The following is an 18,696-nucleotide window of genomic DNA, read 5'->3' as shown; positions in this document are numbered from 1 at the left end:
GCGAAAGGTTCCTACTCGGCCGCCACCGATCGCGGGCGGGCGTACTGTTCGATGAAGTCGCCGTGGGCGCGCGTGGACGCCACAGTGTCGGCCACCGCCTTGCGCATTTCGGCCAGGGCGGCCGACAACTGGCCGGCGTCGAAGCCGTCGACGCTGAGGTCGTAGGTTTCCGGCAGCAGGCCGAAACCCGCATAGATCGCCAGCCAGCTGGGCGGGGAGAACATCTCCCAGCGGTAGCGGACGAAGTGGCCCTGGGCGCGCCACAGGTCGATCTTCTTCCGGAGGGTGTCGGGGATCGCCATCTCGCGGCAGTGGGTCCAGAATCCGGTCGGGTCTTCGGGACGCTGGTTGAGCTTGTAGTGCAGGATGATGAAGTCGCGCACGCGCTCCATCTCCAGGCGCGACATCTCGTTGAACTCGTCGACCACCGCCGGGTCGAAGTCGCGGCTGGGAAACAGCGCCTTGATCTTCTCAATGCCGGTCTCGATCAGGGCGATGCTGGTGCTTTCCAGCGGCTCCAGGAAGCCCGAGGCCAGGCCCAGGGCGATGCAGTTCTTGTTCCAGGCCTTCAGCCGGCGACCGGGATGGAAGCCGATCTTGCGCGGCTCGTGCAGCAGGCGCTCGTCCAATGAGCCGGTCAGGACCATCCTCGCCGCTTCGTCGGTGGTGTGGCGGCTGGAATAGACATAGCCGTTGCCCCAGCGGTGCTGCAGGGGGATCCGCCATTGCCAGCCCGCGGGACGCGCGGTGACGTCGGTATAGGGCGGCGGATCGCCTTTCCCCTCGCTCTGAACCGCCATGGCGCTGTCGCACAGCAGCCACGGGCTCCAGTCCTCGTAGCCGGTGTGCAGGGCCTCCTCGATCAGCAGGCCGCGGAAGCCCGAGCAGTCGATGAACAGGTCGCCGGCCACGGTCGCGCCGCTGTCCAGTGTCACGGACTCGATGAAGCCGTCCTCGCCGCGCAGGTTGGTCTTGACGATCTTGGCGTCGAGGCGGCGCACGCCGTTCTGCTCGGCGACCTGGCGCATCAGCCGGGCGAACAGGCCGGCGTCGAAATGCAGGGCCCAGTCGAACACCGACAGGGTCGAAGGCGGGTTGCGCGAGGGGGTGGTGAACTTGCCACCGGCCGCCAGGCTGGCGCCCAGCGAATAGTCGCCGATCGGCGCGGCCTCGCCCAGGGCTCGCAGCCGCATCCAGTAGTGATGGAAGGCCACGCCCTTCAGGTCCTGGCCGTAGAGGCCGAACGGGTGGATGAACGAGGCGACCTGCGTCGTCCAGTCGTTGAAGCGGATGCCCAGCTTGCAGGTGCCGCCGGTGGCGCGCAGCACGTCGATGTCGGACAGGCCCAGGGCCTGGTAGAAACGGCGGATGGTCGGGATCGTCGCCTCGCCCACGCCGATCGTGCCGATTTCCGAGGACTCGATCAGGGTGATGGTGACCGGCGCCGCGCCGAAGTGATGCTTCAGGCTGGCGGCCGCCATCCAGCCCGCCGTGCCGCCCCCGACGATGACGATGTCGCGGATCCGCCGGTCGCTCGCGCTGTCCTGCATGGTGGCTCCCTACCCTTGATCGAAGCTTGTGCCCGCTTCTTCCCGCGGGCTTCCGGCGCCCGTCTTGGTCATAATCATGCTAGCCGCCCCGCTCAAAAAAAGAAGCCGCCGTGACAGGGGATCACGGCGGCCCGCAGGGAAGGACTGGTCTAGATCACCACTTGGCGCGGATGCCGAGGGTGTAGCGCGGCTCGAACTGGTTCTGGCTGAAGTACTGAGTCTTACCGTCCGCGAACTTCACGTAGTAATTCTCGATCTCGCCGCTGACGTTCGAGCCGTTCAGGTAGACGACGATGTTGTCGCGCACGTTGTAGCTGACGTTCACATCGACGAATCCGGTGGCGTCCTGGAACACCGCCAGGTTGTCGCCGGAACTGCCGGTGACGCTGCTGAGGCGGTCGGTCCGGTAGTTGTAGGCCACGCGGGCCTGCCACTTGTCGTCCTGGTACCAGCCGACGAGGTTGTACTGGTACTTGGAGTTGTCGGTGAACGGCAGCTTCTTGCCGTCCAGGCCGAGACGCGACTCCGAGCTGGGCGAATAGGTGGCGTTGGCGTCGATCCCGAAGTTCGAGAAGAAGCCGCCGTCGGGCAGCAGGTCGCTGAAGGCCAGCTTCGTGCCGACTTCCACGCCCTTGACCGAGCCGCCGTCGCCCTGGATGGGCTGGGTGACGTTGACGGTGCGCGGCGTCCCATCCTCGTCCTTGAACGTCCCGGTGGTAGTGCCGCCGGTGACGAAGCTGTCGATCTTCAGCTTGAAGGCCGACAGGTTCACCATCGAGGCGCCGCCGAAATAGTATTCGACCGCGCCGTCGAAGTTGGTCGAGCGCCAGGGATCCAGGTACGGGTTGCCCGACGAGCTGGCGCCCGTCACGCAGCGGCCCGGCTTGGTGCCGCAGTCGGCGGTGGAGATGCTGAGGCCGCCGCCGTAGTTGCCCAGGTCGAGGGGCTGCATCGTCTTGGAATAGGCGAAGCGGAACTTCAGGTGGTCGGTGGCGTCGTACACCGCGTTCAGCGACGGCAGCCAGTCGGTGTACTTGCGGCGGGTGACCGTGTCGCCGACGTCCAGGTTGGTGTCGCCGTAGTTCTGGGTGGCCCCCGTCAGGTTCTGCTTCACCAGCAGGTCGGTCTGGATGACGTGCAGGCCGACATTGCCCGACAGCTTGCCGATCTCGAAGTTGGCGTCGGCGTAGGCGCTCTGCTCCTTCAGGGTCACGTCATAGGTGGCGCCGGGGATCTGGTAGCGGACCGCCGCGCCGAACACCTTTTCCTGGAAGGACTTCACGTCGTCGAAGTCGCGCGGATCCACGACCCAGAAGCCCGGGATGCCCTGGGTGATGCTGCCCAGGTCATCCATCCAGATGACGTTGTTGTAGGCGTCGATCTTGGTCGGCTTGTTGACCGTGTAGCCCTGGAAGACCGGGGCCCCGCCCAGGGGATTGGGCACGAACTCGCCCGCCTGGCACTGGTCCTGGTTCATGACGACGTCGATGGCCTTCCACTGGGCGAAGCAGCCCGCGGCCGGCACCGGTTGGCCGTTGGCCTGCACCGCGCCCGGCGTGCCGCCGTAGAACGGCGAGAACAGGTGGAACGCCTCGACCTCGACCGTGCGATCGCTCTGGCGGACGCCGGCGTCGATCTTGGTGATGAAGCCCAGGAAGTTGTCGTCGAACTTGTAGTGCCCCTCGGCGCGGAACACGTTCATGTCCGACTGGACTTCGTTGTTGCCTTCCGAGGAGAACGCCGCGATCGCGTAGCTGTCCTTGTTGGCCATGTAGTCCTTGAGGGTCTTGCCCGCCCCCAGGCCGCCGGCCAGCGGGTTGTCGAAGCCGCTCCAGACCGCCTTGGCGCCCCCGATGTTGTAGTGCAGCTGCGGATTGGCGCCGTAGCCCAGCGGGTTGGGGTTCAGGTAGCAGCCGCCGGCGCTGCCGACGACGGCGTTGCTGCGCTGCGCGGCCGGATACTGGGCGCAGATCGCGGCCGGATAGAATGGGCCGCGCGTGCGGTCGTTCGGATCACGGAACAGGTTGAAGCGGCCGGGCGCGTACTGCCAGTTGGAAAGGTCGCCCTGGGCCTGGCCGTTCATGCTGAGACGGTCGCCGTTGGCGCGGATGGCCCGCACCTCGCTCGTGAAGTTGCCGCCGTTGTCGTACTTCAGTTCGAGGTTGTAGTTCTTCGTCTCCGACTTGGTGGTGCGGTTCACCGAGAAGCTGTTCACCCACCAGGCGTTGATGTCGTACTCGTCGACGGCCACCCACGGGCGGCCGTTGCCGGTGCTGGTCTGCCCGGTGTTGTCGAACACCGTCGGGGTGGTCCAGACGCCGAAGGCGCCGCCGTCCCAGCGGTTGGAGATGTTGATGCCGGCCGCGCGGTTGTATTCGTCGAGTTTGGCGTAGAAGCCCTCGGCCACCAGGGTGAAGCCCTCGCCCAGGTCGGCCTCGAAGGCGACATTGACGCCCAGGCGCTTGCGCTCGACCTCGCGGTGGAAGCTTTCGAAGCCGTGCGGCGAGATGAAGTTGTTGGCGGCCGATCCGCCCCAGTCGTTATTGCCCGACAGGCCCACGACGCCCGAAGAGTTGTTGCCGAGGTTGGCCTTGCTGGCCGCGGCCGAGACCATCAGGCCGACGCGGTCGTTGCGCCAGTTGACCAGGCCGTTGATCAGGTAGTCGTTTTCCTTGGTGCGCTCGCCGCGCTGACCTTCGGCGCCGCCGGCGATCGACAGCCCCGGCTCCATCTGGAACGGGCGACGGGTGCGCAGGTCGATGGTGCCGGTGATGCCCGACAGGGCGTTGGTCGGGTCGGTCGACTTGTAGACCACCACCGAGTTCATCAGCTGCGACGGCACGTCCAGCAGGTTCGGCTGGGCCGAGCCCATATTGCCGGCGCTCAGATACTGTTCGCCGTTCAGCAGGGTGATGACCTGAGCCAGGCCGCGGATGTTGACCGTCGCGCCCTCGCCGGCGTCACGCTTGATCTGGACGCCCGGGATGCGCTGCAGCGAGTCGGCGATGGTGACGTCGGGCAGCTTGCCGATGTCTTCCGACGAAATGGCGTCGACGATCGAGGCCTCGCGCCGTTTGACGTCGACCGAGCGCATTTGCGAACCGCGGATGCCGGTGACGACGATTTCGTCGACCTGCGCCGAATCGTCCGCCGCGGCCTGGGCGTGGGCGCCCGTGGCCAGGGCCATGGACGAGGCGCCCGCCAGCAGCGCCAGGGTCACGCCCCGCGCCCATGCGGACTGATTTCGTGGATTGGACAAGGTCTTCGCTCCCCAAACGTTTTTATGGCCGTTCTTGACCCGGCCGGTTTCGGCGCGGGCTGCATGGTTCATTCGCCTGTCGTCGAGAGCGCCGGCCTGCCCAGCGAGCCCCGTTTCAAGCGAAAGTTCGTTGGCGACCCCGGCGTCCCTCGACACCGCGCTGGCTCACGCCCTCCCCAGCCGTGTCTCAAGATCGACAAATGTCCCGATCGTGTCAATCGAAATGTCAACGTTGTCATTTTATGGCCTGTCCGTACAAAAACGCGCCGACCTACAGCCCGCCCGCTCCGCTTCACGACGAGTCAATTCGAAACATCTTATTGTTTTTACGTTGGTTTTTAAGTCACCCCAAGCCAGGAAGACCATAGGCCTAGCGAATATGGTCAAGCTTTCTCGCACATCTTGACCGCGAGTTCCGCGCAAGCTCGATCATTGGCTTCCGTTGCGTCATCCCGGATCACACGCCCGGACTGTCAGGATTTGACGCCAAATGTCCTGACAAATGTCTATCGAGAGACAAATATCTGTCCTGCCGCATGACATCGTTGTCGGGCTGAGCTATGGCTTGGGCGACGGGGCGGCGGCGACCAGGACGGTCGGCGCGCGGCGATCCCTGGAGTCCGGGTGCGACAAGGTCATGGCGACGATCCACGATGTGGCGCTGCAGGCAGGCGTGTCGCCCAAGACCGTCTCGCGGGTGATGAACGACCACGAGAGCGTCAGCGCCAAGACCCGCGAGCGGGTGCGCGCCGCCATGCAGGCCCTGGACTATCATCCCAACGCCGTGGCTCGGGGCCTGCGCGCCCAGGCCGCCCCGGCGGTCGGCATCCTGATGGGGGATCCCAGCGGCGGCTACCAGACCCGGATCCACCACGCCCTGATGGTCGCCTGCCTGCAGAACGGCCGCCACCTATCGGCCGAACTGGTCGAGGGCGACATGGCCGGCTGGCAGGACCGCATCCGCGCCTTCGTGACCGAGGGCGGCATCCGGGAGATGGTGCTGCTGCCGCCCGAATGCGATTTCGCGCCGCTGAAGGCCCTGCTGCGCGAGCACGGCGTGCGCTGCGTGCTGATCTCGCCGACCAGCCCAGATTCCCTGTCGCCCAGCATCGTGATGGACGACCGCGCCGCCGCCCGCGAGGTGGTCGAGCACCTGTTCAGCCTGGGACACGAGCGGATCGGCCACATCGCCGGCCACCCCGACCACGCCGCCAGCACGCTGCGCCGCAACGGCGTCTACGAAGCCTATGCCGCCGCCGGTAAGCCGCGCCCCGATCCCGCCCTGATCGTCCCCGGCGACTTTAGCTTCAAGGGCGGCCTGGCGGGCGCCCAGGCCCTGCTGGACATGGCCGATCCGCCGACCGCGATCTTCGCGGCCAATGACGACATGGCGGCCGCCACCTGCATGGAGGCCCAGCGCCGCGGTCTGAAGCTGCCGGACGAACTGTCGGTGGTGGGTTTCGACGACGCGCCGATCGCCGCCGCGATCTGGCCGTCCCTGACCACGATCCGCCAGCCATTCGACCAGATGACCCAGCGGGCCATCACCGCCCTCAACGGCTGGAGCGCCAACGCCGCGCTCGGCAAGGCGGCGGCCACCATCCTGACCCAGCATAGCCTGGTGATCCGCGACTCCACCGGCCCTGTTCGCCAAAGCTAGGCCGCAATTCCAACACGCGCCGGCGGATATCGTCAGCGTCGATCAAACGGGAGGTACTATGAACCGACAGACCTGGCGGGGCCCGGCCCTGGCCCTCATGCTTGGCGCGTCCGCCGGCGTCCTGGCCACCGCCGCCTGCGCCCAGGCGCCCGCCGCGGCGCCGGCGACCCGTCCGTGGCTGGACCCCAAGCTTGACGCCGATACGCGCGCCGATCTGGCGGTCAAGGCCATGACCCAGGACGAGAAGCTGACCGTCATCTTCGGTTTCTTCGGCGCCGACATGGGCGACAAGTACAAGCGCGTGCCCGAGGCTCTGCCTGGCTCGGCTGGCTACGTGCCGGGAATCGCGCGGCTGGGCATCCCGGCCCAGTTCCAGACCGACGCCGGCGTCGGCGTGGCCACCCAGGGCGGCGAACCCAACAAGCGCGAACGCACCGCCCTGCCCTCCGGCATGGCCACCACCGCCACCTGGAACCCGCAGCTGGCCCAGACCGGCGGCGCGATGATCGGCGCCGAAGCCCGCGCCTCCGGCTTCAACGTCATGCTGGCCGGCGGCGTGAACCTGGTCCGCGAGCCCCGTAACGGCCGCAACTTCGAATATGGCGGCGAGGACCCCTGGCTGGCCGGCAAGATGGTGGGCGCCCAGATCAAGGGCATCCAGTCCAACGCCATCGTCTCGACCATCAAGCACTACGCCCTGAACGGCCAGGAGACCGGCCGCTTCGTGCTGGACGCCAGGATCGGCGAGGCCGAGGCCCGCACCTCCGACCTGCTGGCCTTCCAGTTCGCGATCGAGGACTCCGACCCGCATTCGGTGATGTGCGCCTATAATCGGGTCAACGGCGACTACGCCTGCGAGAACGACTTCCTGCTGAACAAGGTCCTCAAGCAGGACTGGGGCTACAAGAACTACGTGATGTCCGACTGGGGCGCGGCCCATTCCAGCGCCAAGGCGGTCAACGCCGGCCTCGATCAGGAATCGGCCGGCGACGCCTTCGACACCCAGTCCTTCTTCAAGGGCCCGCTGAAGGACGCCCTGGCCAAGGGCGAGGTCAGCCAGGCCCGGCTGGACGACATGGCCCGCCGCGTCCTGCGCGGCCTGTTCGCCAGCGGCGTGGTCGAAAAGCCGGTGAAGATCGCCCCGATCGACTACGCCGCCCACGCCAAGGTCACCCGCGCCGACGCCGAGGAAGGCGTGGTGCTGCTGAAGAACGACAAGGGCCTGCTGCCCCTGCTGTCGACGGCCCGGAAGATCGTCGTGATCGGCGGCCACGCCGACGTCGGCGTGCTGTCGGGCGGCGGCTCGTCGCAGGTCTATCCGATCGGTGGACGCGCCGTGCAGGGCGAAGGCCCGGCCAGCTGGCCCGGCCCGATGATCTACTTCCCCTCCGCGCCCCTGAAGGCGCTGAAGGCCCGGCTGCCCGGCGCCGACATCCAGTACGCCGACGGCAAGGACACGGCCGCCGCCGCCAAGCTGGCGGCCGGCGCGGACGTGGTGCTGGTGTTCGCCACCCACTGGAACGGCGAGGCCTTCGACAGCCCCCTGACGCTGGAGAACGACCAGGACGCCCTGATCGACGCCGTGGCCACGGCCAACGGCAAGACGGTGGTGGTGCTGGAAACCGGCGGCCCAGTGCTGATGCCGTGGCTGTCCAAGGTGGGCGGCGTGGTCGAGGCCTGGTATCCGGGCTCGGAGGGCGGCGAAGCCATCGCCCGCGTGCTGACCGGCGAAGTGGACGCCTCGGGCCGCCTGCCCGTCACTTTCCCCGCCGCCCTGGACCAGTTGCCCCGCCCGGTGCTGGACGGCGACCCGAAGAAGCCGGACGACCTGTTCGCGGTCGACTACACGATCGAGGGCGCGGCGGTCGGCTACAAGTGGTTCGACAAGAAGGGCCACCAGCCGCTGTTCGCTTTCGGCCACGGCCTGTCCTACACGACCTTCGCCTATGACAATCTCAAGGCCGAGGCCAAGGGCGGCGTCCTGACCGTCAGCTTCGACGTCCGCAACACCGGCAAGCGAACCGGCAAGGCCGTGCCGCAAGTCTATGTCTCGCCCAAGGCGGGGGGTTGGGAGGCGCCCCAGCGCCTGGCCGGCTTCAAGAAGGTCGAACTGGCGCCCGGCGCGACCACCCGGGTGTCCCTGAGCGTCGACCCGCGCCTGCTGGCCACCTGGAACGACAAGGCCCACGGCTGGTCGGTGGCCGCCGGCGACTACACGGTCACGCTGGGCGCTTCGTCTCGCGACGCGGCCGCCAAGGCCCAGGTCGCGCTCGGCGCCCGATCGATTCCCGTCGGCCTGATCAAGCGCTGAGAGCCATTTGGTCGCAGGTGAAATTAAGGCCTGATTAACCATAAAAGCCGAATTTCGGCCTGTCTTTCTTGAAGACACCCCACATCACTGACTTTCCACAGCCCGGTCATCGACCGGGCTGTTTTTTTGTCCGAATGCGCTTGCACCGAGTCAAATCGGCGGCTATCACCCGGCCTCTTCCTGAGGCGACCTGTTCCGCGGTAGCTCAGTGGTAGAGCAGCCGGCTGTTAACCGGCTGGTCGTAGGTTCGAATCCTACCCGCGGAGCCACCTCTGGTTTTGAGAGAAATCCGGCCCTTGGGCCGGATTTTTCGTATCTGGATCAAGGTTCGTTTCCTTCAACAGATCAAACGGTTGCCGGAATTCCGTCGATAGCTCACCATTGGCCCACGAGCAGTTCGAAAGTACGAGATTCAGCAGGGTGCGCTTCCCATCAGGGCCCTTCGCCTCGAAAATCCGATGCGCATCCTTCGCCAGTCGAAGCAGCGCGACACCACTATCGATGTAGGAATCGTCCGCTCTGTGGTGGCGCTCGATGTCTTTTAGGCATCTGGCGCGCTCCTCGCGCCATTGCGCCTGCATCCGATCGTAGATCCTGACCCCCACCAAGGCCGGTCCAAGCCGACGCGGCGACATCGTCGGGACGATTCACCAAACCCTGTCGTCGTCGACGATCAGCAGGATCGGGTTGTTCGGGCCGAACGGCCCGCCGACGGGGCCACGGGCGTGAGCGCCCTAGTCCGGGAACCCGGGCGAGGACATCGGCAGGCTCGAGGGTCTGGCCCTGTTCACGATCGGCGGGCCGTGATTTGCGGTGGAAAAAAGTCGCGCTTGCTCCAAGCCGGCGGTGATCCAGTCTGTCAGGGTCAGGGCCAGGGCCAGCGCGTGGGCGTCTCACCGTCGTCGCCGCATGCCGCAGCCTCGATCGGCGCAGCGGTCAGCTCCCATGGAAAAACCCCGCCGCTGTCGGTAGCCTCGCTTGGCTGGCGCTTCAGCCAGGTGCGCCTCGCGCCAATCCTCGCGGTGCGGAAAATCATCTTGCCGCCAGGCTCCAAGCGCTTCGTGTTCCGCTCGGCGAGCACGATCGCGATGGTCCCGGCCAGCGCGGCCTTGGCCAGCCGGGCTCAAGCGCCATCGGCGCCGCCAATCGGCCGGCCAGGCGGCGCCCGCCTCGCCCATTCGGTTCTCGCGCACCACCGCGCCGGGGCCGGTTGAGGCGCTCCCCGCCCCAGCGCTTCGTGCAGCAGGGGCCCCAGCGCGGTCCGCAGCCTCTGGCGGCGGCGCTAGTGTCCAAGTTCGGTTCTCAGACGGCAGCACGGCGCATCTCCGGGTTTCCACCGGGAGAGGAAGAAGACTGGCGAACGGCCGATCTCAACAGCCAAATCGGCCGATCGCGGCCTGGCGTGCAAGGACAGGCAAACGGCGGCTCCCCAGTCCGGGAGCGCCCACCCGCCGACGTTTGCTCCCGCTCAAAGGATCTGGTCGAGGCGGACCCGCGCCAGCCGTTTCTTGGCCGATTCCCCCCAACGCTGGCTTGCTTGGGCCAGCATCGGCTTAACGTCTCCCCTCACCGGCTTCGGTTTTTCAGGATCTGTTGCGCAAGCGCTTGAGCGGCTTGGAGGTCTTTACCGAGCGCTTCGAGCTCGACCTGTTCTTCATAAGACAGCCGGTCATACCAATGCTTGTCACGGACCTCATATCCGAAGTGCAGTTCGATCGGGTGTCCCGTTTCGCGCAGGTGCTGATGGGCCCAATTTCGGGCATCCTCGAACGCGGAAGCCTCGCATGTCGGGCAAAACGCCTTGCCGAACATCTCTTCTTCGGCAGGTTCAAAGCCTTGCGGGATGAAGTCGTCTGCGCTGCTCATCGTCCAGCTTGCTCTTCACGGGCGCCCCGAGGCTGAGCTGACCGGGTCTCACCGTCAATCGATTTGACTCGCCCAAGGCCGTTCTCTGAACCGCGGCGCCTGCGGCAGCTGCGGCTCAGAGATGACAAATGTCACAGTCGAAGGATGACGTGCGTCACTGCCTCGAACGGGGCCGTTCGGCAACAATGGATCGCTCAGGAGGATAACGCGATGAAGGATGCACGAGCGCCTCAGGTCGCGGCCGAATTGCAGGCCGTCCACAAGTCGCGAGGAAAGACGCTCGCCCTGGCTGGCGTGGACCTGACTTTGCGGCGTGGACGCTGCACGGCGCTGCTGGGTCCGAACGGAGCGGGCAAGACAACGGCGGTTTCCCTGCTCACCGGACGCCTGGTTCCCGACCAGGGTCGCGCCCTGCTGTTCGGCGGCGACCCTCGTGACCTCGCCAACCGCCAGCACATGGGTGTGATGCTGCAGGAGGCCGGCCTGCCACGTGTTTTGACCGTGGCCGAACAGATCGATCTGTTTCGAGGCTACTATCCGGATCCTCGGGCCCGCGAAACAATTCTCGAAATGGCCGGCCTCAACGATCTTGAGAAGCGGCGCTGCGGCGCGCTCTCGGGCGGGCAACAGCGCCGCCTGCAATTCGCCCTCGCCATTGCGGGGCGCCCGGACCTTCTCGTGCTCGATGAACCGACCACGGGGATGGACATCGACGCCCGGCGTGGCCTGTGGACGTCCGTACGCGAGGAAGTCGCCCGCGGCGCGGCGGTCCTTCTGACGACTCACCACATGGAGGAAGCCGAAGCCTTGGCCGATGACATCGTCGTCATCAGCAATGGGCGCATCGTCGCGGAAGGCTCTTCCGATGTGATCAAATCGACGGCCGCCTCGTCTTCCATCCGGTGCCGGACGATCCTGACCGACGCCCAATTGACCGCGCTTGCGCGCGTACTGCGCGTGGAACGTGAGGGCGGGCGTGTCACGCTTTTGACCGCCTCGGCGCCTGACACGCTCCGCCAGCTGCTCGCTGCGGACCTGAGCGTGGAGGACCTTTCCGTCAGCGGCGCGTCGCTCGAAGACGCGTTCCTCCAACTGGTCACCCCCCGAGAGGCTGTCGCCAAGGAGATTTATGCATGACCACCGCCCGTCATGTCGGCGCCATCTATGGCCTCGAAACGCACGCTCAGCTGCTCGCTACCTCACGCATGCCGCAATTTCTCGTGCCCAGCGTGCTGCTGCCAATCATCTTCTATGCGATCGTCGGCATTGGCCTCTCAAAGGGCAGCGAACCGGCCGCGCGCTGGGTGCTGTCGACCTACGTGATTTTCGCCGCGCTCACGCCCTCGATGTTCGGCTTCGGCACCGTGGTTGCGGCTGAGCGTGAAGCCAAACTCATTGAGCTCAAGCGCGTGTTTCCGATGCCGATCGGCGCCTACCTTTTCGCGCGCATGTTCGCCAGCGTCGCGGTCGTAGGATTGGCGCTGGTCGGCGTGGCGGTCTTGGCGCGGGTCGCCGGGGTGCAGATGCCGATCTGGCGCTGGTGCGCCCTGATGGCGATTGGCGTGGCCGCGGCCATTCCCTTCTCGTTGATCGGCCTGAATGTCGGATTGCGCTTGGGAGCCCAGGGCGCAACGGCCGTCGCCAATCTGCTCTTCCTGGTCTTTTCGCTCTTTGGCGGGCTGTGGATGCCCCTTAACCAGCTGCCGGCTTGGATCGGGAAGGTGGGTTGGGCGCTTCCATCCTTCCATTTTGCTCAACTGGCCTTGATGTTGACCGGGTCTCAACCGACGTCCGATGTGGGCCTGCACATCGCTATTCTCGTGGCGATGACCCTCGCCGCGGCGGTGGGAGCCTGGTTTGGTTGGCGCGGTCAAGCGGCTTGACCCGAAGGTCGACAGGGGCGACATCTACCAACGTCGAGTTTAGCGGATTTCGAGCCCTTGGCCGCCGCCGTACGGATTGCCGATGACCGAGTTCGCCGCGAGCGCGAGTTGAGGCGCTTTTGGCCGCTGATTTGGCTGGCCTATCTGCCGATCTATTTTGCCCCGTGGCTAACGCGCACGCCCGGGCGGATTGAAATTGTCGCCTCGCTCTTCGGCGTGGTCGCGTTCTTGGCGATCCTTGCGCATGCGCAGCTTGGGCGATGGCGTGCGGGGCTCGCGCACGTTTTAGGCGCGGGGGCGATCGGCCTTGCTTTGTCTCCGTTCGAAACCGGGTGGTGCGTCTACAGCATCTTCGCGATGGCGTTCGCCGGACAGCTTCAGCCTCGGCGCACGGCGATCGCCGCACTCCTGTTCTTGGAAATTTCCGCGCTCGTCGTGGGTCTTGGTCTTGGCCTCCACCTGGCGTATTTCGGCCCCGCTGTGCTCGTGGGCGGCATGACCGGGCTGGGATCATTGCTGCAAAGCGACGTTGAAAGCAAAAATCGCGAACTTTCCGCGGCGCAGGAGGAAATTCGGGCGCTGGCGGTGATGGCCGAACGGGAACGGATTTCCCGTGATCTACATGATCTGCTCGGGCATACCCTGACCCTTGTCGTCATCAAGGCTGATCTGGCGGTTCGCCTGATCGATCGCGATCGCGACAGCGCTCGAGAGGAAATGGAAGCGGTGGCGCACGCGGCGCGCGAAGCGATGGCGGAAGTGCGAACCGCCGTGGCGGGAATGAGGGGCGCATCGCTCGCCGTCGAAATCGAGCAAGCGCGTCGCGCCTTAGCCGCCGGCGAGGTTGTTTGCGAGATTAACGCCGATCCGATCCTCGCCGACGAGCAGCAGGAAGCCGTTCTGGCCATGGCCGTTCGCGAGGCCGTAACCAACGTCATCCGCCATGCCGGCGCCACACACTGTTCAATCCGGGTTGAATCCGGCGCTAAAGGGGAGTCGCGGCTGCACATCCGCGACAACGGGAGTGGGGGAACCTTGCGAGAAGGTGCTGGCTTGAAGGGCATGCGCGCCCGCTTGGCCGCCGTGGGCGGCGCACTGAACATTCAGTCGACCGCCGAGGGCACGCACTTGTTCGCCCGCCTGCCCGGCAAGGGATTGTCATGATCCGCGTCGTAATCGCCGAAGACCAGCAACTCGTCCTCGGCGCGCTCAGCGCCTTGCTCGAACTTGAGGGTGATATCCGAGTCGTGGGCAAGGCGCATGACGGCGAAATGGCGCTGGCCCTGGTTCGCGAACAGCGACCTGACATCCTTATCGCCGATATCGAGATGCCGGGCATGACGGGAATAGATGTCGCCGGCCAGCTCAAGGCCGAGGCCGCCCCCACGCGCGTGCTGATCCTGACGACATTCGGCCGTCCCGGCTATCTTCGACGGGCTTTGGAAGCCGGGGTGCGAGGCTATCTGCTCAAGGATAGCCCAAGCGATGTGCTGGCCTCGGCGGTCCGCACCGTAGCCGCCGGAGGACGGGCCATTCAGCCGGACCTGAACGAGAGTCTGTGGAGCGGCGGGGCCGACCCTCTTAACGAGCGAGAGCGCGCTATTCTGCGCCTGGCTGAAGGGGGCCGTTCGAACCGCCAGATTGCCGACGCCCTAGGCCTCTCGCCCGGCACGGTCCGAAACTACGTCTCCGAAGCCGTGCAGAAAATCGGTGCTGCCAATCGCGTTGAGGCCAGCCGGATCGCGCGTGCTAACGGCTGGCTCTAGCGCCTAGCGGGGGCCTGCGGCGTTCAAACCGCCTTCAAAGTCGAATTTCGGGTCGCTTGGACGATTGCGATTGGCGCCGCCGAGGCTGTAGGTCACGCCGACATACACGGCCCGCAGGTCGAAATCGCGCCGATTTACGTCCCGTAAGGTGGGCGTGTCGATGTAGGTCTTGCTTCCGAAGGTCTTCAGCGCGTCTTGAACCGTGACGATAGCCGCGATCTTCGGATTGAACCGGTGCTGATAGCCCAGATTGAGCATGCCCGTGGGCGCTTGCCAACCTTGCGGCGTAATCCGTTTGCCGATGGCGAAGGTGTTGATCTGGAAGAAATCCTTTGGTGTGGCTTGCCAGTTCAGGTTGCCTCGCGCCATGAACGATACGCCCGAGCGGCTGTCGTCGCCAACCACCTCGGGGCTTTCGATCTCGTTCCAAAACGCATTTCCGGAAACGTTGTAGGAGAGCTTCTTGCTGAGCTTTCCGGTGACGACCAATTCGACGCCGACGTTCTGGCCGCGCGCGAGGTTCTCCTTCGTGGTCAGAAGAACCCCGCTGCCCAGATCACGGCTAATATCGGTGACGCCGTCGCGTGAGCGGCGATAGTAGAGATTGGCCATGTAGAAGGCCCCGTTGTGCATACGTCTCAAGCCCATCTCGAACGAGTCGGTGATTTGGGGGTTCAAATCGGGGTTGCCCTGCCGGAAATTGTAGGGATCCTGGTAGGTGACGTAGGGGTTGAGATCCTGAGCGGCGGGGCGCTGGATCCGCCGGCTGTAACTGCCCGTCACCTGGGTTTCGAGCGACAGCGCATAGGTTAGATGCAGCGACGGGTAGGCTTTGACGTAGTCCTGCCCCGCACCGGTTCCCGACGTGACCTGATGGGTGTCGATCTCGGCGCTCTCGACGCGAAGGCCGCCCAATGCCGTCAGCTTGCCGAACATGTGCTGGTAGGTGGCGTAGACAGCCTGGACAGTCTGGCGGTATTCAAACCGGTTGGTGAGACCAGGCAGCTCGATTAACGAACCTGCGTCGGCGCCGCGAGCGCCATAGTTGTTGTACGTGTTGTCGTCGATCTGCCCCTCGTAGCCTGCAACGAGCTTGTCGCCCGACGCCAGGGGCTTCCGGTACTCGGCCTTCAAATGGGTCTGAACCAGATCTGTGCCGTTGCGCACGACCTCGTAACTGTCTGGCGCAACGGGCAGACGCGACTGCATCAATGTCTGGCGATCCTGATCTTCCAAGGTCCGCTCGATACTGAAATTGATCGACAAGTCGTGCTCGGTTCCCGAAAATTTACGCCGAGCGTTGGTCGAGAGGCCTTCCACGGATTTCTTCCAGCGAGCCTGCGTGCTGCGATCGTAGCCCTGCGTGGCCAGGCCCGCCCCATCCGAGGTGTCGTAGCTGCTGAACGACTTGGAATCGAAATCCATGTCGTTGTAGCGAAGTTCGCCCCCGATCCGGGTGGTGCTGGTGAGGTCATAATCGACCGCGCCTCTGACGTTTGTGGAGTCGCCTTCGCTTTTGAACCGGGTCGCCTGGCGCGTGTTACTCACGCCCCCCGCTTGGTCGACCGCGTGGCGTTCATCGTCCAAGGTTCCGGAGACAGCATCGCGCCGCCACCCCGCATCGCCTGAGACCGTCAAATCACGGGCGTTGTGCGAAAGGCTGATCCCCCCGTTGTTACGCCCGCCGTTGCCAACATTAGCCTTGAGCGAGCCGACGAGGCCCACGCCCCGGTTTTGCTTGGTGATAAGATTGATGATGCCCGCCGTGCCTTCGGGACTGAAGGCTGCGGAAGGATTTGTCATCACTTCCACGCGCTCGATTTGACTGGCGGGCAGTTGCTGAAGCATCTGCCCGCGCCCTTCCCCCTTGAACATGCCGGAGGGTTGGCCGTCGATGAGGATCGTAACGTTTGGATCGCCGCGCAAGCTGACGTTGCCCTGAACGTCAACGTCTACGGAGGGGATGTTGCGCAAAACGTCGGCGATCGAGCCGCTCTGGACATGCAGGTCCTTGCTCAGACTATAGCTGAGCCGGTCGATGGACGCCTTAACGCCCTGGGAGCTGGGCGCGGTCACGATAACGCCCTCGACCGCCGACGGAGCCTTCGCATCCCCCGTCGAGGCGGATTTCGGCCGCAGCTGCGGCTGGGGCTGAGCTTGGGCGGCCGCGGGGGGGGGCGCTCCAGCGCCGCCGGCCTGCGCCAACGCCCAAGTTGGAGCAGCCAGCGCTCCGGCGGCCAGGCTCGCGATCCCGACGCTCTTCAATTCCAAAAAGGCCATGTCCCCTCCTCAGCTGTATTTTGTTTTTTGGAGGCGCGGCCACGGTGACGACAGTGCCCAACGTCATGCCCTGCGCATGACATCTGTCACTTGGGGGGCGGCGCCACGTTACGATTGATCAGCCGCCAAATGTATCCCAATGTGAGGAAGTCTAAACCTCGGGAAGGTGATCGGCCGTGTCAGCAGCGAACGCGCCACACGATCCTGGGGTCGTCAACTGGGTATACGCCTCCCGGACGCAAGCCTTCATGGCTTCCGACATCAGCGACCTGCTGACCGCCGGGGCGCGCGCCGACATGATATCCTTCGCGGGCGGCATGCCCGAGCCGGACCTCTTCCCGATCGAGGCCTTTGATCGCGCTCAACGAGACGTCTTTGCCGAGCCAAGCCGCGGTGGCGCAGCCCTGCAATACACCACCTGCGCGGGCTATCGGCCATTAAGGGCGTGGATCGCCCAGCGCATGACCGCCGCCGGCTGCGCCTGCGGTCCGGACAATATCGTAATCACCTCAGGCGCCCAGCAGGCCTTGAGTCTTTCGGCCAAACTCTTTCTCTCAAAGGGGGACACCGCCCTGGTGACGGCGCCCACCTACATGGGCGCGCTCCAGGCGTTTGGGGCGTGTGAGCCGCGCTACGATGAACTGCATCTGGACGCCGCTCCGGCGCATAACTATCGCGAGCACGCGGCCCGTGCCGGCAGCCAGGTTCGCCTAGCCTATATTGTCCCAGATTTTGCGAACCCGACGGGTCGGACGCTTTCGTTGGCGGTGCGTCGGAAACTCCTGGCGTTGACCCGTGAACTGAACATTCCTCTGGTCGAGGACGCGGCATACGTCGATCTCGGGACGGACCACAGCCAGGTTCCGTCCTGCGCCGCGCTCGCCGCCCAAGACTACGGAATCGAGGGGAGCCACGTAGTCTATTGCGGTACGTTCTCGAAAACCCTGGCGCCAGGCTTTCGCGTCGGGTGGATCTGCGCGCGGCGGGACGTGGCCGACATGGTCGCGTTGGCCAAGCAGGGTGAAGATGTCCACAGCTCGACGTTTGGCCAAGTCATGCTCCATGAAGTCGCCTCCGCGGGCTTCGAAGACCAGCTTAAAAAGGTTCGGCGCACCTATGAGGAGCGTCGCAGGGCAATGCTTCAAGCGCTCGCGCAGACGATGCCGCCGGGCGTCACGTGGACCCGGCCGCAGGGCGGCCTGTTCGTCTGGGTTACGCTTCCCGAGCATATGGACGCTCGCAGGCTTCTGGTGGAAGCCCATGACGAGGCTCGGGTCGCCTTCGTTCCAGGCCAGGCGTTTTTCGCCAACGGCGGCGGACGCAACATGTTGCGCCTGAGCTATTCCATGACGAACCCTCGGCAAATTCAAGAGGGCGTCGCGCGCCTGGCCGCCCTGATCCAGGCGCGCCTGTGAGGCTAGATCGGCTCCAGCGCGGGCGCCGAGCGTTTCACGGTCTGGTCAAGCGCGTCGAAGAACGCGCACCAGGCCGCCCAGTGCTCATCGGCGGCTGAGACGACGGCTTCCAACTCATCGGGCGTGAAATCGCCGCCCAAGGTGCGATGCACCTTATCGACGTGATTGGGTTCTTGCTGAATGTGGATGTCGACCCAGGGGAGCTTGGCGGCGCCGGTCACCCGTCGAACCAGTTTGCCGATGCCGCCGACCATCGCCAGATCCGCGACCTCGGTGGCGAACACGCACCCCAAGGCCGTCAGTCGGCTTTCGGCGCCCTGGGTATAGCTTTCGACCAGGGCGGTGGTCGCCGGCAACGCGTTGGCTTGGGTCAATTGCTCGACTGAAAACCCAAGATCGGACATCGTCTCGATGAAGATCCGCTCGTGCGCCAACTGCGGATCGCCCTCGCCCAATTCCTCGTTGAGAACATCGGCCAGAAAGCTTTGGTGTCGCAGATCGTCCAAAATTGCGATTGATCGGGAAAGGAAGACGGGAAAATAGTGCAGCGGACGCCACCATTGGCCCAGGACGATCGCTGCGCCGTCGCGCCCTACGCCCGGATCGGACACCGTCTCGCGAAAGAAGCGGTGATTGATCAGTTCGCGTCGATTGCCGCAGGCGCGCAAGCGCCGCATGAGTTCGTCGATCATGATCCTCTCCATCG

The 18,696-nt window shown here is 65.2% G+C and carries 14 protein-coding genes and 1 tRNA gene; 9 read left to right on the top strand and 6 right to left on the bottom strand.

Going from position 1 to position 18,696, the window contains the following annotated elements:
* Positions 1-11 precede the first annotated feature (11 nt).
* Together G3M57_RS09980 and G3M57_RS09975 are read right to left on the bottom strand one after the other, a co-directional pair.
* The gene (locus G3M57_RS09980; RefSeq protein WP_163230267.1) at positions 12-1,550 is read right to left on the bottom strand and encodes a tryptophan halogenase family protein; all 1,539 of its coding nucleotides are present in this window, start codon (positions 1,548-1,550) and stop codon (positions 12-14) included.
* A gap of 154 nt (positions 1,551-1,704) precedes the next feature.
* A complete protein-coding gene (locus tag G3M57_RS09975; RefSeq protein WP_230983790.1) occupies positions 1,705-4,737 on the bottom strand; it encodes a TonB-dependent receptor in 3,033 nt (1,010 codons plus the stop codon).
* A 709-nt stretch (positions 4,738-5,446) separates the two neighbouring features.
* Between G3M57_RS09975 and G3M57_RS09970 the strand changes: the two genes are divergently transcribed.
* The 3 genes from G3M57_RS09970 (at position 5,447) to G3M57_RS09960 (ending at position 9,049) form a co-directional block, all read left to right on the top strand.
* Entirely contained in the window at positions 5,447-6,469 is a 1,023-nt protein-coding gene (locus tag G3M57_RS09970) for a LacI family DNA-binding transcriptional regulator (RefSeq protein ID WP_163230263.1), read from the top strand.
* Between the two features lie 58 nt (positions 6,470-6,527).
* Complete coding sequence (locus G3M57_RS09965; RefSeq protein WP_163230262.1) at positions 6,528-8,780, top strand: beta-glucosidase; 2,253 nt, start codon at positions 6,528-6,530, stop codon at positions 8,778-8,780.
* Between the two features lie 194 nt (positions 8,781-8,974).
* A tRNA-Asn gene (locus G3M57_RS09960) sits at positions 8,975-9,049 on the top strand.
* Here the strand turns inward: G3M57_RS09960 and G3M57_RS09955 are convergent.
* Positions 9,035-9,361, bottom strand: coding sequence for a hypothetical protein (locus G3M57_RS09955; protein WP_163230261.1), 327 nt, complete (start codon positions 9,359-9,361; stop codon positions 9,035-9,037). The two genes, G3M57_RS09960 and G3M57_RS09955, sit on opposite strands and share 15 nt — an antisense overlap.
* A gap of 249 nt (positions 9,362-9,610) precedes the next feature.
* Between G3M57_RS09955 and G3M57_RS09950 the strand changes: the two genes are divergently transcribed.
* The gene (locus G3M57_RS09950) at positions 9,611-9,994 is read left to right on the top strand and encodes a hypothetical protein (RefSeq protein WP_163230260.1); all 384 of its coding nucleotides are present in this window, start codon (positions 9,611-9,613) and stop codon (positions 9,992-9,994) included.
* Positions 9,995-10,346: 352 nt separating this feature from the next.
* Here G3M57_RS09950 and G3M57_RS09945 read toward each other — a convergent pair whose 3' ends face one another.
* A complete protein-coding gene (locus tag G3M57_RS09945) occupies positions 10,347-10,646 on the bottom strand; it encodes a hypothetical protein (RefSeq protein ID WP_163230259.1) in 300 nt (99 codons plus the stop codon).
* Positions 10,647-10,856: 210 nt separating this feature from the next.
* On the opposite strand from G3M57_RS09945, the gene G3M57_RS09940 reads away from it, so the two are divergent.
* The 4 genes from G3M57_RS09940 to G3M57_RS09925 are packed head-to-tail and all read left to right on the top strand — an operon-like array spanning position 10,857 to position 14,295.
* Complete coding sequence (locus G3M57_RS09940; RefSeq protein ID WP_163230258.1) at positions 10,857-11,783, top strand: ABC transporter ATP-binding protein; 927 nt, start codon at positions 10,857-10,859, stop codon at positions 11,781-11,783.
* Positions 11,780-12,529, top strand: coding sequence for an ABC transporter permease (locus G3M57_RS09935; protein ID WP_163230257.1), 750 nt, complete (start codon positions 11,780-11,782; stop codon positions 12,527-12,529). The genes G3M57_RS09940 and G3M57_RS09935 overlap by 4 nt, the downstream gene beginning before the upstream one ends.
* Before the next feature lie 57 nt (positions 12,530-12,586).
* Positions 12,587-13,693: a sensor histidine kinase gene (locus G3M57_RS09930; protein WP_163230256.1), complete on the top strand. Its 1,107-nt coding sequence runs from the start codon at positions 12,587-12,589 to the stop codon at positions 13,691-13,693.
* The gene (locus G3M57_RS09925) at positions 13,690-14,295 is read left to right on the top strand and encodes a response regulator transcription factor (protein WP_163230253.1); all 606 of its coding nucleotides are present in this window, start codon (positions 13,690-13,692) and stop codon (positions 14,293-14,295) included. The genes G3M57_RS09930 and G3M57_RS09925 overlap by 4 nt, the downstream gene beginning before the upstream one ends.
* A gap of 3 nt (positions 14,296-14,298) precedes the next feature.
* Here the strand turns inward: G3M57_RS09925 and G3M57_RS09920 are convergent, their stop codons facing one another.
* The gene (locus G3M57_RS09920; protein WP_163230251.1) at positions 14,299-16,575 is read right to left on the bottom strand and encodes an outer membrane beta-barrel family protein; all 2,277 of its coding nucleotides are present in this window, start codon (positions 16,573-16,575) and stop codon (positions 14,299-14,301) included.
* 248 nt (positions 16,576-16,823) lie between these two features.
* Between G3M57_RS09920 and G3M57_RS09915 the strand changes: the two genes are divergently transcribed.
* A complete protein-coding gene (locus tag G3M57_RS09915) occupies positions 16,824-17,990 on the top strand; it encodes an aminotransferase-like domain-containing protein (RefSeq protein ID WP_163230249.1) in 1,167 nt (388 codons plus the stop codon).
* A gap of 2 nt (positions 17,991-17,992) precedes the next feature.
* Here the strand turns inward: G3M57_RS09915 and G3M57_RS09910 are convergent, their stop codons facing one another.
* Complete coding sequence (locus G3M57_RS09910) at positions 17,993-18,682, bottom strand: iron-containing redox enzyme family protein (protein WP_163230247.1); 690 nt, start codon at positions 18,680-18,682, stop codon at positions 17,993-17,995.
* Positions 18,683-18,696: the final 14 nt, after the last annotated feature.

Origin of the sequence: Caulobacter rhizosphaerae, from assembly GCF_010977555.1 — a bacterium.
Classification (GTDB): domain Bacteria; phylum Pseudomonadota; class Alphaproteobacteria; order Caulobacterales; family Caulobacteraceae; genus Caulobacter; species Caulobacter rhizosphaerae.
Note: the sequence above shows the minus strand (reverse complement) of the source record. Positions and strands in the feature narration are given on the sequence as shown.